Consider the following 25,599-nt stretch of genomic DNA (forward strand, 5'->3'; position numbering starts at 1 on the left):
GCGTCGTCGCCAGACTTGGGCGCTGACGGGGTCTGGCTCACGGGCGCGGCGCGCTGCGGGGCGAGCATGTTGGACAGGATTTTTTCGCGGTTCGACACGCGCGCGGTCGGTGCGAGCTTGAGCGATTTCTGATACGCCTGCTGCGCGAGCTTGGCGTAGATGTCGCCGAGATTCGCATACGCCACGGCGAAACTCGGGTTGTTGCGAATCGCGCTCTCGAGGGCCGCGCGTGCCTTGTCGTACTCACCGACCTGCGCGTAGAGCGCCGCGAGGTTGTTGAACGGCTCGGGCAGTTCCGGGAAGTCTTGCGTGAGCGCGGTGAAGGCGTCGATGGCTTCGGCGTTGCGGCCCATTTCCATGAGCACGCGCCCGCGTGTGAAGCGCACCTGCGCGTCGCGCGGATATTGCTTGAGGTGTTCGTCTGCTTTCGCGAGCGCGTCGTTGAACTTGCCTGCGGCGACCAGTTTGTCGATGGCCGACTCGCTGGCCTGCTGCGGTGTTTGCAGCGGTGCGGGCGGCGGCGGATCGATGATGGCCTGTGCCCCGGCGGGGAGCGAGAACAACGTGCCCGCGAGGCCGAGGGTAACGCCGGCAAGCGCCAGCGCGCGGGCGCTGCGAGCGGCAGCGGCGACCGGGCGGTGTGCGCGGAGCAGGCGCGTTGCGGGAGACAAAAGTGACCGGCTTCGTTGCGTCATAGTGGGTGCTTGGGATACCTGAGAGGTGCGCAAGAGATGCTATACTCGGCCGCATTCTAACAAAACACCTGCGCCCGGCCCGCGCCATTTATTGTTATGGCGGTGGATACGGTTCGCAGGTTCGTTTTTTCTACCGCACGGCGCGCAGCCCGCCTCGCGATGTCGCCCCCGTCACGTCGTGTGTGATGGCGCCGGAGACATCGTCGCAGCGCCCGGCGCTGGTGCCGCCCGGTCAAGCGCTTATCTATGGATTCACTGCGTGTCTACAACTCGCTCGCGCGAGACAAACAGCCGTTCGTATCTCTCGTTCCCGGCGAAGTCCGCATGTATGTTTGCGGGATGACGGTGTACGACTACTGTCACATCGGCCATGCGCGCGTCATGGTGGTGTTCGATATGGTGCAACGTTGGCTGCGAACGCTCGGCTACCGCGTGACCTACGTGCGCAACATTACCGATATCGACGACAAGATCATCAAGCGTGCTGTCGAGAACGGTGAAACGATGCGCGAATTGACGACGCGCTTCATTGCCGCCATGCACGAAGATGCCGATGCGCTTGGTGTGCAGCGTCCCGATCACGAGCCGCGTGCCACCGACTTCATTCCACAGATGGTCGACATGATCGGCACGCTGCAACGCAACGGTTACGCCTATCAGGCCGACGACGGCGACGTGAATTATGCCGTGCGCAAGTTCGCCAGCTACGGACAACTCTCGGGCAAGTCCATCGAAGATCTGCGCGCTGGCGAGCGGGTTGCCGCCAATGCCGCGAAGCAGGATCCGCTCGATTTCGTGCTGTGGAAGCGCGCCAAGGAGACCGAGCCCGACGAGTCGAAGTGGGCCTCGCCGTGGGGCGCGGGCCGTCCGGGCTGGCACATCGAGTGCTCGGCGATGAGCTGCCAGTTGCTCGGCAATCACTTCGACCTTCACGGCGGCGGGGCGGATCTGCAGTTCCCGCACCACGAGAACGAAATCGCCCAGAGCGAGGGCGCGACGGGCGAAACGTTCGTGAACTACTGGATGCACAACGGTTTCGTGCGTGTGGACAACGAGAAGATGTCCAAGTCGCTTGGCAACTTCTTCACGATTCGCGAAGTGCTCGCGAAGTTCGACGCGGAAGTCGTGCGCTTTTTCATTCTGCGCGCGCAATACCGCAGCCCGCTCAATTACAGCGATGCGCATCTCGACGACGCGCGTGGCGGTCTGACGCGACTGTATACAGCGCTTAAGGATGCGACGGGCGACGGCGCGCCACTCGACTGGAACGAGCCGTTCGCGCAGCGTTTCGCCGCGGCGATGAACGACGACTTCAATACGGCCGTGGCGATCGCCGTGCTGTTCGATCTCGCTGGAGAAATCAACAAGCAGCGCGATCCGGTGCTCGTGCGTCAGTTGCAGGGGCTCGCCGCTACGCTTGGCCTGCTTGGCCGCGATCCGCAATCGTTCCTGCAAGGGGCGGCGGGGAGCGACTCGGCCGGCGACGACGACGCCTTGCGCACGTCGGTCGAGGCGCGCATCGAAGCCCGTGCACAAGCCAAGCGCGAACGCAATTTCGCCGAGGCCGATCGTATTCGCGCCGAACTGCTGGCCGAAGGGATCGTGCTGGAAGACCGTCCCGGAGGCGCCACCGAATGGCGTCGTGCCTGAGCGCGACGCATCGAGGCAAATTTCATGGTGACTCGTAACTCCGTGGCCGCTAAGGTGGCGACCAAAACTGCCGCAGCGAAGGGCGCGAAGGGGGCCGTGAAGGCCACCAGATCGGTCGCGCCGACCGACGATGGCGAACGCCGTGCGCCGGCCAAGGCGGCTGGAAAGCGCGCGACGACGAACGTCAAGTCGGGTCGCAAGACCGCGACGGGTAACGCGGCGGCGAAGCCAACGCAGGCCGGCGCCGCCCGCAAGGCCGCGCCGCCGCCGGCGCAAAAAACCGCAAAGCAGGTTGCGCAAAAGGTCGCCAGAAAAGTCGCAGAGAAGGGCGTAGAAAAGCGCGTACAAAAGCGCGTGCAAAAAAGCGCGGAAAAGTCTGCAACGCCGGTCACCGACAAGGTCGCAAAAAAGGCCGCACCGAAGGCTGGAACGAAGGTCGCGCGCAAGGCGCCGGTGAAGACCGTGCCGTCGACGCCCGACGACGCGCGCCGGGTCATCGCCAAGCGCGATGGCGAGACGCGTATCGTGACGCCCGAGATCGAGCGCATCGACCACGACATCGTCGAGCAGGTCGTGACAGGCGTGGTGCCGCTACCGGTCGCGGCGGGGGCGACGCGCCCGCTCTACTGGGATCAGGCCTGCGCCGACCTCATGAAGCGCGACCGTATTCTCAAGAAGTTGATCCCTCAATTTGGTCCGGCCCATCTGACCGGGCGCGGCGAGCCGTTCGTTACGCTGGCGCGCTCGATCGTCGGTCAGCAGATTTCGGTGAAGGCCGCGCAGGCCGTGTGGGATCGCGTGCAGGCCACCTGTCCGAAGCTCACGCCAGCGCAGTTCATCAAGGTAGGGCACGATGCGCTCGCCGGTTGCGGGCTGTCGCGCCGCAAGGCCGAGTACATTCTCGACCTGGCAACGCACTTCAAATCCGGCGCGCTACACGTCGACGCCTGGGCCAGCATGGACGACGAGGCGGTCATTGCGGAGTTGACCGGCATTCGCGGCATCGGTCGCTGGACCGCCGAAATGTTCCTGATGTTCAACCTGTTGCGCCCCGACGTCCTGCCGCTCGACGATGTCGGGCTGATCAACGCCATCAGCGTCAATTATTTCAGCGGGGAGCCCGTCACACGCAGCGAAGCGCGTGAAGTGGCCGCCAATTGGGAGCCGTGGCGCTCCGTCGCCACCTGGTATATGTGGAGAAGCCTCGAACCGGTGCCCGTCGAATACTGAAAGTTCAGTCAAAGACGTATAATCCGCGTCCATCCCATCGCATCCAGTCATTATTGACGTCTATTATGGATTGAGTGGCAATGAAAGTTGTCTATCTCGACCGGGTAGACGTTGCCGGCGGTACAATACGCTGCCGCATTTCCGGGGGAAGCCTGATGAAGAACACCTTTTTGGATTTTGAACAGCCCATCGCCGAACTCGAAGCGAAGATTGAAGAGCTGCGCTTCGTGCAAGACGATTCAGCCGTCGACATTTCCGAAGAGATCGAGCGCCTCTCGAAGAAGAGCCAGCAGCTCACCAAGGACATCTATACGAACCTGTCGCCGTGGCAGGTTTCGCAAATTTCGCGTCATCCGCAGCGGCCCTACACGCTCGACTACGTTCGCGACATCTTTACCGATTTCCATGAATTGCATGGCGATCGCTCGTTCTCGGACGATCTGGCCATCGTGGGGGGCATGGCGCGTTTCAACGGCCAGGCCTGCATGGTGATCGGTCATCAGAAGGGGCGCGACACGAAGGAGCGTGCGCTGCGCAACTTCGGCATGCCGCGTCCCGAGGGCTATCGCAAGGCCATGCGCCTGATGAAGCTCGCCGAGAAGTTCGGTCTGCCGATCTTCACGTTCGTCGACACGCCGGGCGCCTACCCGGGCATCGACGCCGAAGAGCGCGGCCAGTCCGAAGCCATCGGTCACAACCTGTTCGTCATGGCCGAACTCAAGACGCCGATCATCACCACGATCATCGGTGAGGGCGGCTCGGGCGGCGCACTCGCCGTGGCGGTGGCCGACACGGTCATGATGCTGCAGTTCTCGACGTATTCGGTGATTTCGCCGGAAGGTTGCGCGTCGATCCTGTGGAAGAGCGCGGCCAAGGCACCCGAGGCGGCCGAGGCGCTGGGTCTGACGGCGCACCGCCTCAAGGCGCTGGGCCTGATCGACAAGATCATCAACGAACCGCTGGGCGGCGCGCATCGCGACCCGCTCGGTATGGCCGGCATGCTCAAGCGTGCGCTGGCCGATTCGCTGCGCCAGTTCCAGGGCAACAGTCACAAGGAACTGCTCGAGCGCCGCTTCGAGCGCCTGATGAGCTATGGCAAGTACAAGGAAGCGGTCGCGAAGTAACGCGCCTGCCACGGCGTCGTCGCCCGTGGTGGCGATGACACCTGATCCCATGCCTCATCACGATGCTTCCGCTGCCGCGTGCGCTTCTGCCCGAAGCGACGCGGCAGTTGTCCATGTGGACGTCGCGCTGCGCCTCGCCCTGGCGACGCACGCGACGCCGCACCTCGCGTCAGCCCCTCCCTCCCACGGCACCCCGCCTCTGGCCGTCGCGCTGAGCGGCGGACTCGACTCGATGGTGCTGCTCGATGCGCTGGCGCATTGGGTTCAGGCGCGTCGAGACGCGGGCGAGGCGATCGCACCACCGCTGGCCATCCACATCCATCACGGACTGTCCACGCACGCCGACGCGTGGCTCGCCGCGTGCGAGCGCGAGGCGCGTCTGCGCGGTTTTGGGTTCGAGGCGCAACGGGTGAGTGTGCAGCGCGACGCCCGGCAGGGCATCGAGGGCGCGGCGCGTGCGGCGCGCTATCAAGCGCTGGCGGCGTGCTGCGACGCACATGGTGTGGGCTGGCTGTTGAGCGCTCACCACGCGAACGATCAGGCCGAGACCGTGCTGTTGCAGATGCTGCGCGGTGCGGGGTTGCCTGGCGTGGCGGCAATGGGCGTGGAGGGGGCGTTGCCGGTCGCGGCAGGCGAGTCGAGTCGTGCACGGCTGCTGCGGCCGTTGCTCGACGTCTCGCGTGAGACGTTGCTGGCGTATGCAAGGGCGCGCTCGCTGTCGTGGGTCGAGGATCCGTCGAACGACGATCGCCACTACTTGCGCAACGCACTGCGTCACGATGTCATGCCCGCCATCGCGGCCCATGTGCCTGCGTATCGGGAAACATTGGCGCGGTTTGCGCGTCATGCCGCGCAAGCGCAATCGCTGCTTGATCAGCTCGCGCAGACGGATTTCGACATGGCCTGCGTGATCCAGGCGTCTGGCGACGAGTGTTTGCAGCGCAGTCGATTGCAAGCGCTGGACACGCCACGACTGGCGAACCTTCTGCGGTATTGGGCGGCGCGTCGCGGATTGGCGATGCCGCCCGAAGCGCGGCTGGACGAATGGGTGCGGCAGATTCGCGACGCGCACGACGACGCATCGCTCGAATTGCCGCATGGCGGCGCGGTCTTGCGTCTGTATCGCGACGCCTTGCAATGGACCGCGGCGTATGACGCGGCCCACCACGACGAAGGGGCCTCCGATGTCGTATTGCGATGGTCGGGCGAGCGCGAATGGTCGTTGCCGCAATGGCAGGGAAGCATTGTGTTCGTGCCGGTCGCCGAGGGCGAGGCGGACGAGGGGGGCGAGGCATCCATCGACGAGCGCTTGCTACGCGCGCGGCCGCTCGTGGCGAGGGCGCGCGCAGGTGGGGAGCGATGGCGCGAACACGCGCAGGGTCATTCGCGTTCGCTGAAGCACTGGTATCAAAGCCGCGGCGTCGCGGCGTGGTTGCGTCATGTGCCGATCGTCTGGCAGGGAAACGACATCGTGTTCGTGCCGCGCCTGGGGATCGACGGGGCGGCACAAACCGGTGAGTACCTCGGTGCGCGCTGGCGGATGATGTGGCGCGACGAAGCGTAAGCGACCGAAAACGGCACAATCTGCTGTCGAATGCGGCGCGTTGCGTCCTGGGCAGTGCAATCTGCGCCAGACTGGCTCAGGCGCGATACATTCGTGCGATAATCAAAAGTTCCGCGAATCGAAACGCTACCGATACCCTTCGGCGGGTCTCCGTGCGTGATTCATAAACGGTTTCAAATCAATGTGTTAGCAATGTTATGGCTCTGATCGTACACAAATACGGCGGCACGTCGATGGGCTCGGTGGAGCGCATCAAGAATGTCGCCAAGCGCGTGGCCAAGTGGCACAAGGCCGGTTACAAGATGGTGGTGGTGCCGTCGGCCATGTCTGGCGAGACCAATCGTCTGCTGGGGTTGGCCAAGGAGATTTCGGCCCATCCCGATCCGCGCGAACTCGACGCCATTGCCGCCACGGGCGAGCAAGTGAGCGTTGGCCTGCTGGCGATGGCGCTCAAGGAAGCGGGCGTCGATGCCGTGAGCTATGCCGGCTGGCAAGTACCGATCAAGACCGACAGCGCCTTCACCAAAGCTCGTATTTCGGAGATCGACGACACGCGCGTGATGGCCGATCTCAATGCCGGCCGCGTGGTCGTCATCACGGGTTTCCAGGGGATCGATCCGAACGGCAACGTGACCACGCTGGGTCGCGGTGGCTCGGACACGTCGGCGGTGGCGGTGGCCGCTGCGCTCAAGGCCGATGAGTGCCTGATCTACACCGACGTCGATGGCGTGTACACGACCGACCCGCGCGTGGTCGACGACGCGCGTCGCCTCGACAAGGTCACCTTCGAAGAGATGCTGGAAATGGCCAGTCTCGGCTCGAAGGTGCTGCAGATCCGTTCGGTGGAATTTGCCGGCAAGTACCAGGTCAAGACGCGCGTGCTCTCGAGCTTGACCGACCCGATGATCGCGCTCGACGAAGAAGCGCGCTCGGGCACGCTGATTACTTTTGAGGAAGACGAACAAATGGAAAAGGCCATCATCTCGGGTATCGCATTCCAGCGCGACGAGGCCAAGATCACTGTGCGCGGCGTGCCGGATCGTCCGGGCATCGCCTACCAGATCCTTGGTCCGATCGCCGACGCGAACATCGATGTCGACATGATCATCCAGAACCTGAGCATCGAGGGGAAGACCGACTTCACGTTCACCGTGCCGCGCGGCGACTACCAGCGCGCCATGACGCTGCTGCAAAAGGACGTGCAGGGCCACATCGGTGCCGCCGAAGTCGTGGGCGACCCGAAGGTCTCGAAGGTGTCGATCGTGGGCGTGGGCATGCGCTCGCACGTCGGTATCGCCAGCAAGGCGTTCCGCACGCTGTCGGAAGAGGGCATCAACATTCAGTTGATCTCGACGTCCGAAATCAAGATCTCCGTGCTGATCGACGAGAAGTACATGGAACTGGCCGTGCGCGCGCTGCACAAGGCGTTCGAACTCGACCAGGCCTGAGCGTCGTTGACGGCACCCGGTGTGCCGCATGCGCGCAAGAGGCATGCGGCGCGACGCGCGATTTTCGCGCGGCAGTGCGGGGAATGTTCCCCAAGCGTGTCGAAGGCATGACACATGCGCAAATTTTGTTGGTTTTCGATGCGCATAATGTTTGACGACATCGCGAACAGTAGGTAATATCACGCCTTCGTTACATCACCTCCCTGATGTGACGGCAAGTTTGGGAGACGTGGCCGAGAGGTCGAAGGCACTCCCCTGCTAAGGGAGCATCTGGGCCAAAACCTGGATCGAGGGTTCGAATCCCTCCGTCTCCGCCAAGTCGCCTTGGCGGAACACCCCCGGCTCTTCGCGGAGAGCCGGGGGTTTTTTCTTTCCCGAGTTCGCGCGTTGGCGATACCTCGCGCGTCGATACTCTTTCTGTTTCGAGCGAGGACAACGATGTCGATCATCACTACCGATTCCGGCCTGCAATACGACGATCTGCAAGTGGGCGATGGCGCCGAAGCCACGCCGGGTCAGACCGTCACCGTGCACTACACGGGCTGGCTGACCGATGGCAAGAAATTCGATTCCAGCAAGGACCGCAACGACCCGTTCGCCTTCGTGCTCGGCGGTGGCATGGTCATTCGCGGCTGGGATGAAGGCGTTGCCGGCATGAAGGTCGGCGGCAAGCGCAAGCTGGTCATTCCGCCCGAACTGGGCTATGGCGCACGCGGCGCCGGCGGTGTGATTCCGCCCAACGCCACGCTGGTCTTCGAGGTCGAACTTCTGGACGTCTGAGCGATCGAAAGCCGTCACCAAGCGGCATCATCGATGCAAACGACACCCCCGGTGCCTCGCAGGTACCGGGGGTGTTGTCTTTTTACGTGGGCCTTCGCCATGCGCGATGGCTGAACAAAGGAGCCTTCTTTAGGTGTCTCACCCCACCCTGTCTGTTTCCCGATTCTGGTTTCCGTTCTCGCTCGTGCTCTTCGAGTTTGCCGTCTATATCTCGAATGACATGATCATGCCCGGCATGCCGATGGTCACGCGCGAATTCGGGGCGTCGGCGGACATGACCACGCTGGCGCTCACTGCGGCCATGCTCGGCAACGCCAGCCTGCAATGGCTGCTCGGACCGCTCGCCGATCGCTTCGGACGCCGTCGCGTGCTGCTCGGCGGTCTCGTGATGTTCATCGTCGCCTGTCTGGCCACGCACTACGTGCAGACGATGCCGCAGTTCATTGCGCTGCGCTTCCTCCAGGGCATGGGGTGCTGCTTCGTGCTGACGGTGGGCTATCCGACCGTGCACGAAGCGTTCGACGAGAAGACGGCGGTGCGTGTCATGGCGCTCATGGCGAACGTTTCGCTGCTCTCGCCGTTGTTCGGTCCGCTCGCGGGTGCGGCCGTGGTGTCGTACTGGCCATGGCGCAGCATCTTCTGGCTCATCGCCATCGTGGCGGTGTTTTCGTTCGTGGGGCTGTATCGCACCATGCCGGAACTGTCGCGCCATGATCGCACGGCGCTGAACGCGAAGCAGCTCTGGACGGGCTACAAGCTGCCGCTCTCGAGCGCGCGGTTCTGGCGCGGTGCCGTGCTCACGGGGCTTGCCATCACGCCGCTGCTGACATGGATCGCCCTCGGCCCGGTGTTCCTGATCGAGCGCGCCGGTTTGTCGCAGATGCAATACGCGTTGCTGCAAGTGCCGGTCTTCGCGGCGCTGATTCTCGGCAATGTGTTGCTCGCGCGTCAGGTCGGGCGCTGGTCGAATGGCCGATTACTGGCGACGGGCGTGGCGGCGATGCTGATTGGCGCGGCGGTGTCGCTCATCGGTACGGCGATTCTAGCGCCGGGCTATCCGGCCCTTCTCGTTGGCACGTCGTTGCATGCGTTCGGCATGGGCCTGTGTTACGGGGTGGTGTATCGGCAGTCGTTGTTCGCTGTCGAGAGTCCCAATCGTGCGACGGTGGCCGGCATGCTCAGCATGATCACCATCGTTGTGGCCGTGGCCGTGATCGAGACGATGAAGGTGGCGTACCTCCACTTCGGCGATGCCGCGCTCGGCATCGGCGCGATGATGGCGGCGGCGCTGGTCGCGGTGCTTGCGGCGAACTTCGTCCCACCGCCCGCGCAGGACGCGCTCGCGCAGCCCGGCCGGCCTTCGTAGGTCCGGCCACCCCACTGAAACGCCAGCGAAAACGTCGCTGGCGTTTTTTTATGCGTCGCGTCAGCCGTGTGCGTGGTCGTCGGCCACGGCCTTCGTGGTCGGCGAGTCCGCATTCTCAGGGGGCGTTGCCGGGTTGGCGGCCGGCGCGGGCGCCGCGTAATAATCGCGCTCCCACTGTTCGTGATTTGCCTTCGCCTGCTGCAACTCCGGCGTGAGCGGTGCGAAGGCCAGCAGCAACTTGTTGAGCCACGATACCGGGACTTTGCATGGGCGCTCGAAGTCGACGAACAGCACCACGCGTGTCTCGGGCGTATCGTTGTGCACCTGATGGGGATAGGCGTCGTCGAAGATCACGGCGCGGTTCGCTTGCCAGGCGTAACGCTGAGCGTCGATTTCGATCCAGCAGTGCTCCCGCTCGCGCGGCACCTTCAGTGCAAGATGCAGGCGCAGCACCCCGTTGTAAGGACCGCGATGCAGCGGGATCTGCTTGCCCGGCGCGAGGATCGAGAAGAACGCGGTGCGCAACCCGGGAATGCCGTCGAGGGCGGCCGCGGTGGCCGGGCAGCGCGCGAGATTGCGCTCGGCGCGCATGCCGTAGCCGAGAAACACGAAGGTCTGCCACTGGTGATCCTGCGTGATGGTGGCGACGTCGGGCGAGATTTCGTGAAACGCCGGCAAACGCCCGGGCGTGGCGAGGACGGCGTCGAGTTCCGCGGCGATGGCCGGCGCCTGCGCTTCGAGGGCTTCGACCCACGGGAACTGCGCGTTGTCGAAAATGGGTCGGTCGCCGACCAATGACCCACGCGCAATACGACGTTGCGCCGCTTCCACGCATTGAAAGAAAAATCGGGCGAGCCAGCGAGGCAGGGTACGGTTGGGGTTCTGCGCGGGCGATCGTGTAGCACTCAACGTCGGCCTCCAGGGCGGAAACAGGGGAACCGGGCCGGCGAGATTGTGTCTTTCAGTGCGGTAACCGCCGGGCTTTTGGGTACAATTGTCGCGCGGTCCGGCCATGTCGCCAAGCCTCGTGCGGGAATTGTGCGTGACGGCACAGGGATGCGCCATGACGAGATGTTACGCGCCGTTATGCCATGTCGCCAAACACGGTGGCGGGGCGAAGGGGAGGGGGCTGGATGCGTCCGGGCCCCGGCAGGCTGGTGCTGGCCGACCAACACAGGAGACGCATGAAAGCGCCCACTTCACGGCACCCATACACAACACGCGGCTCGCTCAGTCGCTTCGTGACTTCTCTGGTCCGCGTGCTGACCGTCGTTCCCACCCTCGTTCCGGCGCTCGCCGTCGCCCTGTTGCTGGCGCCGTCGGCGCAGGCGAAGTACGCCATTGCCCAATACGGCGAACCGAAGTATCCGCAAGGGTTCACACACTTCGACTACGTCAATCCCGATGCGCCGCGTGGCGGCACGCTGACGCTGGCGAACCCCGACCGCCGCACCAGCTTCGACAAGTTCAATCCATTCACGCTGCGCGGCACGTCGGCCCCGGGCGTGCTCGGCCTCATGTTCGAGACGCTCGGCATTGGCAGCGCCGACGAACCTGCCACCGTCTATGGCCTGCTCGCCGACGACATCGCGGTGGCCCCCGATGGCGCGTCGGTCACGTTCCACCTCAATCCGGCCGCACGCTTCAACAACGGCGACGCGGTGACGGCGCAAGACGTCAAGTATTCGTTCGATACGCTGATGAGCCCGCAGGCCTCGCCGGGCTTCAAGGTGATGTTCGCGGACGTGAAAAGTGTGAGCGTGCTCGACGCGCGTCGTGTGCGCTTCGACTTCCGTCGCGTGAGTCCCGACCTGCCGCTGCTCGTGGCAACGGTGCCGGTGTTTTCGCCCAAGTGGGGGGCCGGCGCGAACGGCAAGCGCAAGGCCTTCGACGCGCTGACGTTCGAGACGCCCATCGCCAGTGGTCCGTATCTCATCGAGTCGTATGACGGCGGAAGGCGCATCACCTTCCGGCGCAACCCTGAGTACTGGGGCAACGCGTTGCCCGTGCGACGCGGCACCTATAACTTCGAGCGCATCGTCTACAAGCTGTACTCCGACGACATCGTGCGGCTCGAAGGCTTCAAGGCGGGCGAGTTCGACGCCATTACCGAATACCGTGCGAGAAGCTGGGTGCGCAGCTATGTGGGGAAGCGCTTTCGCGATGGCGAACTGATCAAGCGTGAGTTCGCGCATCACAACACGGCGGGCATGCAAGGCTTCATCCTGAACCTGCGACGCGACAAATTTCGCGATGTGCGCGTGCGCCGGGCGCTGGATCTTGCGCTCGATTATCAGTGGCTTAACCGTCAGCTGTTCTACAACCAGTATCAGCGCATCGACAGCTATTTCACCAACAGCGATCTCGCCGCACGCGGCCTGCCGAGCGAGGCGGAGCGCAAGCTGCTCGAACCGCTGCGCAAATCGCTCGATCCGGCCGTGTTCGGGCCGATGGTCGTGCAGCCGACGACGACCCCGCCCGCCAGTCTGCGTGAGAACCTGCGCCAGGCGCGCGAGCTGTTGGCGCAGGCTGGCTGGACCTATCGCGACGGTGCACTGCGTAACGCGAAAGGCGAGCCGTTCGTCTTCGAGTTTCTAGATGATGGCGGTGCGATGGGGCCGGTCGCCTCGGCTTACGCACGCAACCTCGCCAAGCTGGGTATTACGCTGAACTTTCGCACGAGCGACTTCGCGTTGTATCAGAAGCGTCTGGAGGCGTTCGACTTCGACATGATTTCGCTGCGCTATCCCGACTCGCAGATTCCCGGCACCGAATTGCTCGACCGCTTTGGCAGCCACTCGGCCGACGTGGAAGGCTCCGATAACGCCATCGGTCTGAAAGATCCGGCCGTCGATGCGCTCATGGCCGATCTCGTGCGTGCGCATACCTACGACGACCTCGTGGCCGCGGCGCGCGCGCTCGACCGCGTGCTGATGCATGGCTACTACATCGTGCCGCACTGGTTTTCGTCGACGCACCGCATGGCCTACAAGCAGTATCTGCACTTCCCGGACAGGTTGCCGAAGTACTACACCGCCGAAGGCTGGCTCGTGTCGACGTGGTGGGATTCGCGTGTGGGGCAGACGCAGGCGCAGGCGGCGACGCCCGGGGCGTCGATGTCCGCTGCGCCATCTCCGGCGTCCGCCGCGTCCCGATAGCACGTCACCGAGTCAGGAACCGACAGGAGCTGCCCCCAACCATGTGGTCCTACATTCTCAAACGCCTGCTGATCATGATCCCGACGCTGCTCGGTGTGATCACGCTGACCTTCGTGGTCATCCAATTTGTGCCCGGTGGTCCGGTCGAGCAGGTCATGCTCGAACTCAAGGGACGCGGTGGCGGCGGGGAAGCGAGCGGTGGCGGCGCCGCGAGCGACTATCGCGGACGGCGCGGCATCGACCCGCAACAACTGGCCCAGATCAAGGCGTTGTACGGGTTCGACAAGACGCCGGCGCAGCGTTACTGGCTCATGCTCAAGCGCTTCGCGAAATTCGATCTCGGCCAGAGTTACTTCCATCACCAGAGCGTGTGGTCGCTGATCGTCTCGAAGTTGCCCGTATCGATCTCCCTGGGCCTGTGGACGTTTTTCCTCACATACCTGATATCGGTGCCGTTGGGTATCGCCAAGGCGGTGCGTAACGGTTCCCGATTCGACACGCTCACGAGTCTGGTGGTGCTCGTCGGCTACGCGATCCCGGGCTTCGTGCTCGGGGTGTTGCTGCTGGTGCTCTTCGGCGGCGGCACGTTCTGGCAGTTGTTCCCGTTGCGCGAACTCGTCTCCGATAACTGGAGCGATTTATCGTGGCCGGCGAAGATCACCGACTACCTGTGGCACATCACGCTGCCGGTGACGGCGTCGGTCGTGGGGAGTTTCGCGGTCGTCACGATGCTCACGAAGAACGCGTTCCTCGACGAAATTCGTCGCCAGTACGTGCTCACTGCGCGCGCCAAGGGACTCTCCGAGCGCAAAGTGCTGTTCAAGCATATCTTCCGCAACGCGTTGATTCCGCTGATCACCGGTTTCCCGTCTGCCTTCATTGGCGCGTTCTTCGCGGGCAGCCTGCTGATCGAGACGCTGTTCTCGCTCGATGGGCTGGGGCGTCTCTCGTACGAATCTGTGCAGCGGCGCGACTATCCGGTCGTGCTCGGCTCGTTGTATCTGTTCACGCTCATTGGCCTGGTGACCAAGCTCATCTCCGACCTGTGCTACGTCCTGGTCGACCCGCGTATTCAATTCGATCGACTGGAGCACTGACGTGACCCGATCCGCCACGCCATCGCCACGCCCATCGTCGTTCGCTCCATCGCGTTCGCCGCGTTGGCGTGTCTGGCGGCGCTTTCGCAACCAGCGACTGGGGTATTGGAGTCTCGTCGTGTTCGTCGTGTTGTTCGGCATCAGTCTCTTTGCCGAGGTGATCGCCAACGACAAGCCGTGGGTCGTTCGCTACGAAGGGCACTGGTATTTCCCGCTCGTGGAGACCTATCCCGAGTTGACCTTCGGCGGCGATTTTCCGACGCCGACCGATTACCTCGACCCGTTCATCGAGAAACGCATCCGCGCGGGCGATAACTTCGCGATCTATCCGCCGGTGCGCTATCACTACGACACCATCAACTATTTCTCGACCACGCCCAATCCCGCGCCGCCGTCGTCGGAGAACTGGCTGGGCACGGACGATCGCGGCAGAGACGTGTTCTCACGGTTGCTCTACGGGTTCCGGTTGTCGGTGATCTTCGCGCTGGCGCTGACGGTCTCCGGCACGCTGCTCGGCGTGCTGGCCGGCGCCGTGCAGGGTTTCTACGGCGGGCGCATCGACCTGACGCTGCAGCGCCTGATCGAAATCTGGGGCTCGTTGCCGGAGCTGTACCTGCTCATCATTTTTGCGTCGATCTTCGAGCCTCATCTGTGGCTGCTTTTCGTGCTGCTCTCGCTGTTCGGCTGGATCGGCTTGTCCGACTACGTGCGCGCCGAGTTCCTGCGCAATCGTCAGCTCGATTACGTTCGCGCTGCGCGGGCGATGGGACTCTCGAACTGGCAGATCATCCGGCGTCACGTGCTGCCCAACAGCATGACGCCGGTCATCACGTTCCTGCCGTTCCGCATGAGCGGCGCGATTCTTGCGCTGACGAGTCTCGACTTCCTGGGCCTCGGCGTGCCGCCGCCGACGCCCAGCCTGGGCGAGTTGCTCAATCAAGGCAAGGCGAATCTCGATGCATGGTGGATTTCGCTGGCCACGTTCGTGGTGCTCGTGCTTACGCTGTTGCTGCTCACGTTCATGGGCGACGCCTTGCGCAATGCGCTCGACACGCGTGTCGCGGACAAGCAGGCCGCCGCCGGGGGGGCAATGTGAGCGCGCCGCTACTCAGTATCGAAAACCTGTCGGTGTACTTCGGCGACACCGAAGCCGTGAAGGACGTGAGCCTTGCCATCGGGCGGGGCGAGCGCGTCGCGCTGGTCGGCGAGTCGGGCTCCGGCAAGAGCGTGACGGCGTTGGCCATCCTGCGCCTGTTGCAGGACGCGCAGGTACAGGGACGGATCATGCTCGACGGCGTCGACCTGGCCGGCATGAGCGAGCGCGAGATGCGAGGCATCCGCGGCAACGACGTCGCCATGATCTTTCAGGAGCCGATGACCGCGCTCAATCCGCTTTATTCGATCGGCGACCAGATTGCCGAGGCGCTTGAGCTGCACGAAGGGCTTTTTGCCAAGGAGGCGAAGGCGCGCGCGGTGGAGCTGCTGCGCCGCACGGGCATTCCCGAGCCAGAGCGCCGTGTGTCGCACTTCCCGCACGAGCTATCAGGCGGGCAACGCCAGCGTGCCATGATCGCCATGGCGCTCGCGTGCCGGCCCAAGTTGCTGCTGGCCGACGAGCCGACCACGGCGCTCGACGTCACCATTCGTGCCCAGATCGTTGAACTATTGCTCGCGCTGCAACGCGAAGCCGCCGAGACGCGTGGCATGGCGGTGCTGCTCATCACGCACGATCTGAATCTGGTGCGGCGTTTCGCGCAGCGCGTCGCGGTGATGGAGAAAGGCGTTCTCGTCGAATGTGCAGACACCGAGACGCTCTTCACCGAGCCGCAACATCCGTACACGCGCAAGCTGCTCGATAGTCGTCCGCAGCGGGAGATTCATCCGGTGTTGCCCATTGCGCCGGTGTTGCTCGAGGCGCGCGGGATCGCGGTCGACTACCCGACCTCGCAGCCCGGCATGCGCGGCTGGTTTCAACGCGGACGATTCCGCGCGGTGCATCCGGTCGATCTGGCATTGCGCCAGGGCGAGACGTTGGGCGTGGTGGGCGAGTCGGGCTCCGGCAAATCGACGCTCGCGATGGCGTTGCTGGGACTTCAGCGCACGAGTGCCGGGCAGGTCGAATTCCAGGGCGAGCCGCTCGCCGCCTATCGTGGGAAGGCGCAGCGCACGCTGCGCTCTCGCATGCAGATCGTGTTCCAGGACCCGTTCGGCTCGTTGTCGCCGCGCATGACGATCGAAGAGATCGTGGGCGAGGGGCTCGCGCTGCATCGGCCGCAACAGACGGAAGACGAGCGACGAGCCCGTGTGGCGGACGTGTTGCGCGAGGTGGGGATCGATGCGCGTGCCATGTCGCGCTATCCGCACGAGTTCTCGGGCGGTCAACGTCAGCGCATTGCGATTGCGCGCGCGCTCGTGGTCGATCCGCAGGTGATCGTGCTTGACGAACCGACCAGCGCGCTCGACGTGTCCATTCAACAGCAAGTGCTCCATTTGCTCGCGCAGTTGCAGATCAAGTACAACCTGAGCTACCTCTTCATCAGTCACGATCTGGCCGTCATGCGTGCGATGGCACATCGTGTTCTGGTCTTCAAGGACGGGCGACTGGTCGAGCAGGGGGACACGGAGTCGGTATTTTTCGATCCGCAAAACGATTACACGAGAACGCTGATCGCGGCGGCCATGGGGTAGGGCCTCATGACGCCCCGGTGAAATATCACGCAACGTCGCGGAACATCGTCTAAATCGCAAAGGCTTGATTGTTAATAAAAATTTTCCGATTGCACTGATTGTTTTTTTCTATTACCTTTTGACATCATGTGACGTTCACATTACTATCGCGTACCAATTAAGTTGAATATTCAACGAGTTAACAGTCAGTCAAGACGACAGGTTCGGCGGTGGGTCAGCCGGGCGTAACTCGAAGGCGTTCGACACGGCAGCATCCTGTTGCACCTGACGAGCTACTCATCGGCCATCCGACACACTCAACCCGGCGACTAATGCAGACGATCCCTCCGCGCATCCGCAAGACACTCCTTCTCGCGTTCACTGCCGCTGGCCTCGTTACCGCCTCGTTGTCGGCGCAGGCTGACGACTACAATAACGGCCCGACCGCCGCCGCCCGAGCGGCCGCTGCCACCCTTCAGGCCGGCGGTAGTTTCAGCGCTGCCCAGAGCGCGGCGACCACTGCCGCGGCATCTGATGTGCCGCAAGCGCCTGTCGAAGAATCGCGTGTGCAACGTGCGCAGAAGCTGCTCTCGAACGTGACGGACAAGGCCTCGGACGTGGTGCTGGGTGCGTTGAACTACATCGGCGTGCGCTACAAGTACGGTGGCAATACGCCGGACAGCGGTCTGGATTGCAGCGGCTTCGTGCGTTACGTGTTCCAAGACACGCTTAACTTCATGCTGCCGCGCCGCTCGGAAGAAATGAGCCAGGTGGGCGAGCGTATCGCCAAGACCGATCTGAAGCCGGGCGATCTGGTGTTCTTCAATACGATGCGGAGAAGCTTCTCGCACGTCGGCATCTATATTGGCGGCGACAAGTTCGTGCATGCCCCGGCCACCGGCGGCAAGATTCGTGTGGAGGACCTGCGCGAGTCATACTGGTCGGCCCGCTACAACGGCGCCCGCCGTGTCGAAACGCTCAAGGCCAGCGCCGAACTGACGCGCGTTGAGCAGCTCTTCAAGAACGACCACCCGATGTAGGCGTTTGATGTCCGCGGCGTTGGCGGATAACTAGACGAGACAACAAAACGAAATGCCGCCCAGTGGGCGGCATTTCGTATTTCAGGGGGTGGATTACGGTGCTCGTCAGAGCGCTTGGCGTGCCCGGTGCGGCTTCGCTCAGCGCGAGGCTTGCGGCATGCCGCGCGTGGCGTCCGTCTGCGCTTCGGCCAGCTTGCGCTGGATCTGCGGCCACATCGCGGCAACCGCTTCTTCGCCAGCCAGGATGGCGCGATTGCGGCCCTGGAAGTCCGAGGCCCCCATCTTTGCCAGCGACGGACGAATCACCACGTCCGCATTCTTCTCCAACTCGTACTGCTTGATCGACTGCCCCATGATCGTGAACGTCTGCATGAGGATGTCGAACTGGCCTTGCGTGGCCTGTGCGGTCGGGTTGGCCGAAATGTCGACGGCAATCACGAAGTCGGCCCCCATCTGGCGGGCGTATTCGGCGGGCACCGGCGCGACCAGGCCGCCATCGACGTAATCGCGCGTGCCGATATGCACGGGCTCGAACACGCCTGGCACGCTGCTCGACGCGCGTACGGCCTGTCCGGTATTGCCGCGACGGAAAAGGATCGGTGCGCCGCTCTGCAAGTCGGTGGCCACGATGCCCAACTGGCGCGGCATCTGCTCGATCGGGCGATCCTTGAGGATCTTGTTGACGTAGGACTGCAGGGCTTCGCCGCGCAGCATGCCGCGAGAGCGGAATGGCATCGTCCAGTCGCTGATGGATGCTTCATCCATCGTCGACGCCAGGCGGTTGAGCTGGAAGCCGTTCAGACCGGAGGCGTACATCGCGCCGACGACGCTCCCCGCACTGGTGCCGACCACGATGTCCGCGTGTATGCCGCGGGCCTCCAGCGCCTTGATGACGCCCACATGCGCGAACCCGCGCGCCGCGCCGCCGCCGAGCGCAAGCCCGATCTTCAGCGGCCGGACCACCTTCGGCGGCGCCGCCGGGGTGGCGGGTACCGTCGGTGTCTGCGCGGTCGACGACGTGCTGTCGGCAGAGGTCACGGGCGCATTGCCCCCTGGCGCGCTCGCGCACCCGGCCAACACGGCGGCCATGGCGAGTGCGCTCAAGGCCGTGCGGGATGAGGCGGCGAGCGGGACGCGCGCGCTGGCGAGGAAGGGCAGGAAGGGACGCAAAAGAGGATGCAAAAGCGAGTGCGAGTGGGGCCGCGCAAGGGCGGGGGCGCCGTGGGCTGTCGGTGTGACAGGGCGGCGTAGTTTTCGAATCGACGACAACAAAGGGAAACTCCGGCAGGGCAGGACAAACGCGCGTGGCGCCTTCGATCAGAGGGGGATGGCAGGCGACTGGCGCGCGTCGACGCGCAATTTTACGGCGGGTGGAGCCGCCCGGGCGCAATTCGGTTCACTTTTCGAGGACATCGTCGAGAGGCGCGCACCTGACCGGAACCTTTGACGGGGTGCTTCGTCTTATCAGCCGCAACCGACGGAGCGCACCAGGTTCGGGTGCGTTCGGTTCCCAGTCGCGGCGGCCTTGGCGATTCGCCGACCGCACCAGCGCCCCTCCGCGCATCCCCCTGCACGTTTCCCCATAATGAAGATGTGAATTAATGATAATGGGAATCATTTGCAATATTGGGCATCATTCATTATCCTGTTCCTCTCTACGAAACCACGACAGCGGGGGAATGGCCCATGAAGGCGAAGACGATCGGCAAACTGGCGCGACTGACGCTACTCGGCACGTTGATGGGCGCGACACTCGGCGCGCAGGCTGACACCGGTGGCGTGCTGAACCTGTATTCGGCGCGTCATTACCAGACCGACGAGCAGCTTTTCGGTGAGTTCACACGACAGACCGGCATCAAGATCAATCGGATCGAAGCGGACGACGCGGCGCTACTGGAGCGGTTGAAGAGCGAGGGGGCGAAGAGTCCGGCGGACGTCATTCTGATGGTCGACGCGGCGCGTCTGGCGAAGGCCGACGAGGCAGGGCTGTTCCAGCCGACCCGGTCGACGACGCTCGATGCGCGCATTCCAGCCAAGCTGCATGCCGCGAGCACGACGGCCGGCACGGACTGGTATGGCTTTTCGACGCGGGCGCGTGTGATCGTCTACAACAAGGACAAGGTCGATCCGAAGACGGTGCAGACCTACACCTCGCTGGCCGATCCGTCGCGCAAGGGGCAAGTCTGCACCCGGTCGGGCTCGCATCCGTACATGCTCTCGCTGGCGGGCGCGCTGATCGCGCGTGAAGGCGCGCCGGCGACGCAGAAATGGGCCGAAGGCATGGTGGCGAACTTTGCGCGTGCACCGCGCGGGGGAGATACCGACCAGATCAAGGCGGTGGCGACAGGGGAGTGCAGCGTGGCGCTCGCGAACTCTTACTATTACGTGCGCATGGCGCGTTCGGAGAAGCCTGAGGACAAAGCGCTGATGGCCAAGGTGGGGTTGATCTGGCCGGATCAGGCGGGCAAGGGCACCCACGTGAATGTGGCGGGGGCGGGCATTGCCAAGCATGCACCGAACCATGCCAACGCCGTGAAGTTCCTGGAATATCTCGCGAGCGACGACGCGCAGCGGTACTTCGCGAACGGCAACAACGAGTGGCCCGCCGTGCCGACGACTCGCGTCGACAACCCCGCACTCGCCGCGCTGGGCTCATTCAAGGCGGAAGACGTGCCCATCGGCACCATCGCGAAAAGCCTGCCGGAAGCGCAGCGTATTCTCGATCGAGCGGGCTATAAATAAACCGACGCCTGATCGCGAGGGGCGCGATGCCCCCGCGATCATCGGCGTGGATGCTGTCAATCGACAAAGGGCACCGGGAAATTCCGGTGCCCTTTGTCGCTAACGGTCGCTGATGACCTGAGCGATGCCCGACAATCCGGTCGATTCAGTGGATCGACCCGCGGGATCCGTGGGCTCAGGCGATGCGCTCAGTCGATATCATCGCCCGGCTGATACATATGGTAGTCGCCCGTGGCATAGACCCCCTTGTAGGGCATAGGCGACTCCTCGTCGTGATCGACCGGATGCGTCTCGGCGATACGCAGCGAGTCGCGCACTTGCGGCGGCTCGCATTCCGCGACCAGACGCAGAGCTTCGGCGTCATCTTCGGCCACCACGTCGTAGGTGGTGACGAACGCGGGCGGCGGGCCATCGGGATCCTCATCCTCCAGCGGCTCATACCATTGCCCTTCCACGATCAGATGCATCACGTGGGCCACATCCGATTGCGCGTCGCGTGCGGCACGCAGGGCCCACAGGGCCGTGTCGCTCCACTTGTAGAGCTGCACGGCCTCCAGCGCCGACGCGAGCGCCTTATCGTTATCGCCCGACTGCTTGTACGCGAGCGATAGCTCAGCGAGCACGTCGGCCATGGCCACGTTGCTGCCTTCGTCGTCACGCGCGTGCTGGTGCAGCGATTCGTAGGTTGCAATGGCGGCCTTCGGCTCACCTTGGGCGTTGAACAGGTGCATGCGCAGTGCAATGGCGTTTTCGATGAAGGCACGTCCGGCCTGTGCGAGGTGCGGGCTCTCAAGCACACGGTCGAGACGCGTTTGTGCCGACGTGAAATCGCCGTGGCGGGTGAGGGCGTTGGCGTGATTGAAGTCGACGATGACGACGTCTTCGTCCGGCGCGCAATTGCCCGCTGCCTCATATGCCTCGATGGCGGCCGGGAAGCGCCCCAGATCGGAGCGGTAGTTGCCGAGCAGTTGCCAGAGCAGCCAGACGCCCGGCGCATGCGCGACACCGGCTTCCAGAATGGTCACGGCCTGTTCCATGTCGTCCATATCGGCGTAGGCCATTGCCTGCACCTCATAGGCGCCCGAGTACTGCATCGACTCGAGCCGCTTGCCGATCTCCAACGCCGACTCGGGGTCGCCGGCTTCGAGGTGGGCAAAGGCTTCCGCCATCAAATCGTCTTGCTCGGACATTGCAATCTCTCCTTCGGGAACCGCGTTGGGGAACGTATGTTGGCGGCCGGTGCGCGGTGCCGTTCCATCATATAACAGTCATCGTGACAGCCCGCGCAGCGGCGGGGGGGCGCAATGAAAAAGCCGCGACACGCGGGTCGCGGCTTTCTCTCATGACGCGCAGGGGGCGAAATCAGCCGCCGCGGCGCATCAGGTCGAAGAACTCGGCGTTGTTCTTCGTCTGCTTGATCTTGCCAAGCAGGAATTCCATGGCTTCAGCCTCATCCATATCGTAGATGAGCTTGCGCAGCACCCAGATCTTTTGCAGGATTTCCGGCTTGATGAGCAACTCTTCGCGACGCGTGCCCGACTTGTTCAGGTTGATGGCCGGGTAGACGCGCTTTTCCGCGAGACGACGCTCAAGGTGCACTTCCATGTTGCCCGTGCCCTTGAATTCTTCGTAGATCACGTCGTCCATGCGGCTGCCGGTCTCGATCAGTGCGGTGGCGATAATCGTGAGCGAGCCGCCTTCTTCGACGTTACGTGCGGCGCCGAAGAAACGCTTCGGGCGCTGCAGCGCGTTGGCATCCACACCGCCGGTGAGCACCTTGCCCGAGGCCGGGATCACGGTGTTGTAAGCGCGGGCCAGACGCGTGATCGAGTCGAGCAGAATGATCACGTCCTGTTTCATTTCGATCAGGCGTTTGGCCTTCTCGATCACCATTTCGGCGACCTGCACGTGACGCGTGGCCGGCTCGTCGAATGTCGAAGCGACCACTTCGCCTTTCACCGAACGCTGCATTTCCGTCACTTCTTCCGGGCGCTCATCGATGAGCAGCACGAAAAGCTTGGCTTCCGGATGGTTGGTGGCAATCGCGTGAGCGATGTGCTGCAGCATCACGGTCTTGCCCGACTTCGGCGAGGCCACGAGCAGACCGCGCTGGCCCTTGCCGATCGGCGCAATCATGTCGATGATGCGGCCCGTCACGTTCTCTTCACCGCGAATGTCGCGCTCGAGCAGGAGCGGCTTGTTCGGGTGCAGCGGCGTGAGGTTCTCGAACATGATCTTATGTTTCGAGGCCTCGGGTGGATGGTCGTTGACCTTGTCGACCTTCACCAGCGCGAAGTAGCGCTCGCCGTCCTTCGGCGTACGCACTTCCCCTTCGATCGTGTCGCCGGTATGCAGGTTGAAGCGGCGGATCTGCGACGGGCTGATATAGATATCGTCCGTGCTGGCCAGATACGACGTCTCGGGCGAGCGCAGGAAACCGAAGCCATCCGGCAGCACCTCGAGCGTACCGTCGCCGTAGATGGTTTCGCCGGTCTTTGCGCGCTTCTTCAGAATGGCGAACATCAGCTCCTGCTTGCGAAGGCGGTTTGCGTTCTCGATATCGAGACCGTTCGCCATTTCAAGCAGTTCGGAGACGTGCTGGGACTTTAGTTCGGATAAATGCATACGGAGGTGCCGTCCGACGGACGACAAGTGAAGGATCAGGGAAAAGTGAGCGAACGCTCGAAGAACTTTGAGATGCTTGTTGCCGGATTATATAGCAAGCAGCGCCGCGCGCAAGCACCGCACCGCTTGTCCGGCGCCGGGCTGTCGCACTGCGGCGACAAAGGCCCCGGCACCTGCCGTCATTGGCTGGGGATTACAGATGCTGGTCGAGGAAGGCGGTCAGTTGACCCTTCGCAAGGGCGCCGACCTTCTGGCCCGCGACGGCGCCGTTCTTGAACAGGATCAGGGTGGGGATGCCGCGGATGCCGAACTTGGCCGGCGTGGCCTGATTGTCGTCCACGTTCATCTTGGCGATTTGCACCTTGTCGCCGTATTCCTTGGCCACGTCTTCCAGGATCGGGGCGATCATCTTGCACGGACCGCACCATTCCGCCCAGAAGTCGAGAAGCACCGGCTTGTCGGAATTCAAAACGTCCGCGTCGAAGCTGGCGTCGGAAATGTGCTTGATTTGTTCGCTCATGAGTATTGTTGCCTCGTCTGACTATTCGGAAACGTCCGGTGAAAACAGCGCGCTTTCGCCGACGCCGGAGATGTCACCCGGCTTTCCCGGGCGTGCATTCTCCATATGGAGGCTGCAATCGCGTGCTTCAATAGCGTTCGCCAATGCAGTTTGTGCTCATCTTAGCGGAAATCGCAAACGCTTGCGCGTCGTGCCTGAGCGCGCCGCGAGGTTGCCGTTGGGAGCGCCTGCGCCCCACAATCTCGCGCGTCGGGCTTCTGTTGGCACGCCGACTCTGGTAGAATCTGTTCCTGACGGGCCTCCTCGCATGGTGGCGCGGCCAATCTGGTCAGGTCGGGAACGAAGCAGCCACAACCGTTTTCTGCCAGTGCCGAGGGTCAGGCTCGTCACCTACCTCCTTGTTTTATCGATGTTCTCCGCGCATTTCGCGCACATTCCGCCTCCGCTTTCACATGCCGCGTGTCGTTGCGATCGGTCGTTTCCATGGTGAATGGACATGGCGCCGCCGTGGTTCGTCGATGCCCGCTGACGGTCACCGTCCGCGTCCCGTCGGTGCTATTTCAACGCGTATCGCGTGCGCCGGGGCCGCTTGGTAGAATCGCGCAACATTTTTTTCTATCGCACCGATAGCCTGACGGATTTCCCGGGCTGACAACGCCCGATTGGGCGTTGACATCGGTGCGGACGCTCAACGCCGAACTGTTACAATTTGGCATGACCTATCAAGTACTCGCGCGCAAATGGCGCCCCAAAGGCTTCTCGACCCTGGTGGGCCAGGAGCATGTCGTGCGTGCGTTGACGCACGCGCTCGAGCAACAGCGCTTGCATCACGCCTACTTGTTTACCGGCACGCGTGGCGTGGGCAAGACGCCGCTCTCGCGCATTCTGGCCAAGGCGCTCAATTGTGAGACGGGCATCACGGCCGAGCCGTGTGGCGTGTGCAAGGCCTGCCGGGCCATCGACGAAGGGCGCTTCGTCGACTACGTGGAAATGGACGCGGCATCGAATCGCGGCGTCGACGAAATGACGTCGCTGCTGGAAAAAGCCGTCTACGCGCCAGCGGATGCGCGCTTCAAGGTCTATATGATCGACGAAGTGCACATGCTGACGGGGCACGCGTTCAATGCGATGCTCAAGACGCTGGAAGAACCGCCCGCGCACGTCAAATTCATCCTGGCGACGACCGATCCGCAGAAGATTCCGGTCACTGTGCTCTCGCGCTGCCTGCAATTCAATCTCAAGCAGATGCCGGCCGGGCACATCGTGTCGCACCTCACGACCATCCTCGGCGAGGAAGGCATCGAGAACGAGACGCAGGCGTTGCGTCTGCTCGCCAAGGCGGCGGGCGGCAGCATGCGCGACGCCCTGTCGCTCACCGATCAGGCCATCGCCTATGCCGCGGGTCCGCTGACCGAGACGGCCGTACGCGGCATGCTCGGGGCCATCGACCAGAGCGTGCTCGTGCGTCTGCTCGACGCCCTCAACGACGAATCGCGCACCGACCTGCTGGCCGTTGCCGACGAAATGGCCGAGCGCAGTTTCTCGTTTGCGGCGGGATTGCAGGATCTCGGCAGCTTGCTGCACAAGATTGCTTTGGCGCAATACGCCCCCCAGGCCGTGTCGGACGAATGGCCGGAAGCGGCGGACGTGAGACGTCTGGCGCAGGCGTTGTCGCCTGAAGCCGTCCAACTGTATTACCAGATCGCCACGCGTGCGCGTGGCGATCTGGGACTTGCGCCGGACGAATACACCGGTTTTTCGATGGCGCTGCTGCGAATGGCGGCGTTCACGCCGTTGCTCGCGGGCGGCACGCTGGCGGAACCGCCAACGCCGCAGACGGCGGGTGTCGCGCGGGCTGTGACCCCAGCGGCCGCGCCGTCGCGGACCCCGATG

20 protein-coding genes, 1 tRNA gene and 1 other RNA gene are annotated in these 25,599 nt (G+C 63.5%); 16 read left to right on the plus strand and 6 right to left on the minus strand.

Annotated features, from left to right (window positions below):
* The coding region (locus A985_RS28685) for a tetratricopeptide repeat protein (RefSeq protein ID WP_198288710.1) at nt 1-671 on the minus strand (671 nt) is incomplete at its 3' end.
* A gap of 270 nt (nt 672-941) precedes the next feature.
* Here A985_RS28685 and cysS point away from each other — a divergent pair.
* From cysS to A985_RS26045, 8 genes are all read left to right on the plus strand, one after another.
* On the plus strand, nt 942-2,345 hold the full coding sequence (cysS, locus tag A985_RS0117660) for a cysteine--tRNA ligase (protein WP_017234702.1): 1,404 nt from the start codon (nt 942-944) through the stop codon (nt 2,343-2,345).
* Between the two features lie 354 nt (nt 2,346-2,699).
* Nucleotides 2,700-3,575: a DNA-3-methyladenine glycosylase gene (locus A985_RS28280; protein WP_026132099.1), complete on the plus strand. Its 876-nt coding sequence runs from the start codon at nt 2,700-2,702 to the stop codon at nt 3,573-3,575.
* Nucleotides 3,576-3,730: 155 nt separating this feature from the next.
* Nucleotides 3,731-4,699, plus strand: a complete 969-nt coding sequence (locus tag A985_RS0117670) for an acetyl-CoA carboxylase carboxyltransferase subunit alpha (RefSeq protein WP_017234704.1) — start codon at nt 3,731-3,733, stop codon at nt 4,697-4,699.
* A gap of 49 nt (nt 4,700-4,748) precedes the next feature.
* Nucleotides 4,749-6,263: a tRNA lysidine(34) synthetase TilS gene (gene tilS, locus A985_RS26040; protein WP_198288711.1), complete on the plus strand. Its 1,515-nt coding sequence runs from the start codon at nt 4,749-4,751 to the stop codon at nt 6,261-6,263.
* Nucleotides 6,264-6,460: 197 nt separating this feature from the next.
* Complete coding sequence (locus A985_RS0117680; RefSeq protein WP_017234706.1) at nt 6,461-7,711, plus strand: aspartate kinase; 1,251 nt, start codon at nt 6,461-6,463, stop codon at nt 7,709-7,711.
* 223 nt (nt 7,712-7,934) lie between these two features.
* A tRNA-Ser gene (locus A985_RS0117685) sits at nt 7,935-8,028 on the plus strand.
* A 121-nt stretch (nt 8,029-8,149) separates the two neighbouring features.
* Nucleotides 8,150-8,491, plus strand: coding sequence for an FKBP-type peptidyl-prolyl cis-trans isomerase (locus A985_RS0117690; RefSeq protein WP_017234707.1), 342 nt, complete (start codon nt 8,150-8,152; stop codon nt 8,489-8,491).
* Nucleotides 8,492-8,624: 133 nt separating this feature from the next.
* Nucleotides 8,625-9,857 carry an MFS transporter gene (locus A985_RS26045; protein ID WP_150563017.1) on the plus strand — a complete coding sequence of 411 codons (1,233 nt, stop codon included), beginning with the start codon at nt 8,625-8,627 and terminating at the stop codon, nt 9,855-9,857.
* A gap of 60 nt (nt 9,858-9,917) precedes the next feature.
* On the opposite strand, the gene A985_RS0117700 is transcribed toward A985_RS26045, so the two are convergent.
* The gene (locus tag A985_RS0117700) at nt 9,918-10,766 is read right to left on the minus strand and encodes an aspartyl/asparaginyl beta-hydroxylase domain-containing protein (RefSeq protein ID WP_232424668.1); all 849 of its coding nucleotides are present in this window, start codon (nt 10,764-10,766) and stop codon (nt 9,918-9,920) included.
* Nucleotides 10,767-10,990: 224 nt separating this feature from the next.
* Between A985_RS0117700 and A985_RS0117705 the strand changes: the two genes are divergently transcribed.
* The 5 genes from A985_RS0117705 (at nt 10,991) to A985_RS26050 (ending at nt 17,819) form a co-directional block, all read left to right on the plus strand.
* Nucleotides 10,991-13,015, plus strand: a complete 2,025-nt coding sequence (locus A985_RS0117705) for an extracellular solute-binding protein (protein ID WP_369751595.1) — start codon at nt 10,991-10,993, stop codon at nt 13,013-13,015.
* A 41-nt stretch (nt 13,016-13,056) separates the two neighbouring features.
* Nucleotides 13,057-14,112, plus strand: coding sequence for a microcin C ABC transporter permease YejB (locus A985_RS0117710; protein WP_017234711.1), 1,056 nt, complete (start codon nt 13,057-13,059; stop codon nt 14,110-14,112).
* A gap of 1 nt (nt 14,113) precedes the next feature.
* On the plus strand, nt 14,114-15,208 hold the full coding sequence (locus A985_RS0117715) for an ABC transporter permease (protein ID WP_026132100.1): 1,095 nt from the start codon (nt 14,114-14,116) through the stop codon (nt 15,206-15,208).
* Complete coding sequence (locus A985_RS0117720; RefSeq protein ID WP_017234713.1) at nt 15,205-16,800, plus strand: ABC transporter ATP-binding protein; 1,596 nt, start codon at nt 15,205-15,207, stop codon at nt 16,798-16,800. The genes A985_RS0117715 and A985_RS0117720 overlap by 4 nt, the downstream gene beginning before the upstream one ends.
* Nucleotides 16,801-17,111: 311 nt before the next feature.
* Entirely contained in the window at nt 17,112-17,819 is a 708-nt protein-coding gene (locus tag A985_RS26050) for a C40 family peptidase (protein ID WP_017234714.1), read from the plus strand.
* Between the two features lie 138 nt (nt 17,820-17,957).
* Here A985_RS26050 and A985_RS0117730 read toward each other — a convergent pair whose 3' ends face one another.
* Nucleotides 17,958-18,908, minus strand: coding sequence for a patatin-like phospholipase family protein (locus tag A985_RS0117730; RefSeq protein ID WP_017234715.1), 951 nt, complete (start codon nt 18,906-18,908; stop codon nt 17,958-17,960).
* A gap of 597 nt (nt 18,909-19,505) precedes the next feature.
* Here A985_RS0117730 and A985_RS0117735 point away from each other — a divergent pair.
* Entirely contained in the window at nt 19,506-20,561 is a 1,056-nt protein-coding gene (locus A985_RS0117735) for an extracellular solute-binding protein (protein WP_017234717.1), read from the plus strand.
* Between the two features lie 188 nt (nt 20,562-20,749).
* Here A985_RS0117735 and A985_RS0117740 read toward each other — a convergent pair whose 3' ends face one another.
* From A985_RS0117740 to trxA, 3 genes are all read right to left on the minus strand, one after another.
* Nucleotides 20,750-21,751 (minus strand): tetratricopeptide repeat protein, encoded by a 1,002-nt coding sequence (locus tag A985_RS0117740; protein WP_017234718.1) that lies wholly within the window; start codon nt 21,749-21,751, stop codon nt 20,750-20,752.
* A 172-nt stretch (nt 21,752-21,923) separates the two neighbouring features.
* Complete coding sequence (rho, locus tag A985_RS0117745) at nt 21,924-23,186, minus strand: transcription termination factor Rho (protein WP_026132103.1); 1,263 nt, start codon at nt 23,184-23,186, stop codon at nt 21,924-21,926.
* 193 nt (nt 23,187-23,379) lie between these two features.
* On the minus strand, nt 23,380-23,706 hold the full coding sequence (gene trxA, locus A985_RS0117750) for a thioredoxin TrxA (protein ID WP_010807316.1): 327 nt from the start codon (nt 23,704-23,706) through the stop codon (nt 23,380-23,382).
* A gap of 292 nt (nt 23,707-23,998) precedes the next feature.
* Between trxA and ffs the strand changes: the two genes are divergently transcribed.
* Both ffs and dnaX read left to right on the plus strand, forming a co-directional pair.
* Nucleotides 23,999-24,097, plus strand: an RNA gene (ffs, locus tag A985_RS27685) — signal recognition particle sRNA small type.
* Nucleotides 24,098-24,420: 323 nt separating this feature from the next.
* The coding region (dnaX, locus tag A985_RS0117755; RefSeq protein WP_026132104.1) for a DNA polymerase III subunit gamma/tau at nt 24,421-25,599 on the plus strand (1,179 nt) is incomplete at its 3' end.

Origin of the sequence: Pandoraea sp. B-6 (genome assembly GCF_000282835.1) — a bacterium.
GTDB classification, from domain to species: Bacteria; Pseudomonadota; Gammaproteobacteria; order Burkholderiales; family Burkholderiaceae; genus Pandoraea; species Pandoraea cepalis.

Coding starts and splice junctions, on each gene's coding strand:
- A985_RS0117740 (WP_017234718.1), bottom strand. CDS start 21,751: ATGTCCGAGCAAGACGATTTGATGGCGGAAGCCTTTGCCCACCTCGAA.
- A985_RS0117680 (WP_017234706.1), top strand. CDS start 6,461: ATGGCTCTGATCGTACACAAATACGGCGGCACGTCGATGGGCTCGGTG.
- A985_RS26050 (WP_017234714.1), top strand. CDS start 17,112: ATGCAGACGATCCCTCCGCGCATCCGCAAGACACTCCTTCTCGCGTTC.
- A985_RS0117710 (WP_017234711.1), top strand. CDS start 13,057: ATGTGGTCCTACATTCTCAAACGCCTGCTGATCATGATCCCGACGCTG.
- A985_RS0117670 (WP_017234704.1), top strand. CDS start 3,731: ATGAAGAACACCTTTTTGGATTTTGAACAGCCCATCGCCGAACTCGAA.
- A985_RS0117735 (WP_017234717.1), top strand. CDS start 19,506: ATGAAGGCGAAGACGATCGGCAAACTGGCGCGACTGACGCTACTCGGC.
- rho (WP_026132103.1), bottom strand. CDS start 23,186: ATGCATTTATCCGAACTAAAGTCCCAGCACGTCTCCGAACTGCTTGAA.
- trxA (WP_010807316.1), bottom strand. CDS start 23,706: ATGAGCGAACAAATCAAGCACATTTCCGACGCCAGCTTCGACGCGGAC.
- cysS (WP_017234702.1), top strand. CDS start 942: ATGGATTCACTGCGTGTCTACAACTCGCTCGCGCGAGACAAACAGCCG.
- A985_RS0117730 (WP_017234715.1), bottom strand. CDS start 18,908: ATGGCCGCCGTGTTGGCCGGGTGCGCGAGCGCGCCAGGGGGCAATGCG.
- tilS (WP_198288711.1), top strand. CDS start 4,749: ATGCCTCATCACGATGCTTCCGCTGCCGCGTGCGCTTCTGCCCGAAGC.
- A985_RS0117690 (WP_017234707.1), top strand. CDS start 8,150: ATGTCGATCATCACTACCGATTCCGGCCTGCAATACGACGATCTGCAA.
- A985_RS0117705 (WP_369751595.1), top strand. CDS start 10,991: ATGCGTCCGGGCCCCGGCAGGCTGGTGCTGGCCGACCAACACAGGAGA.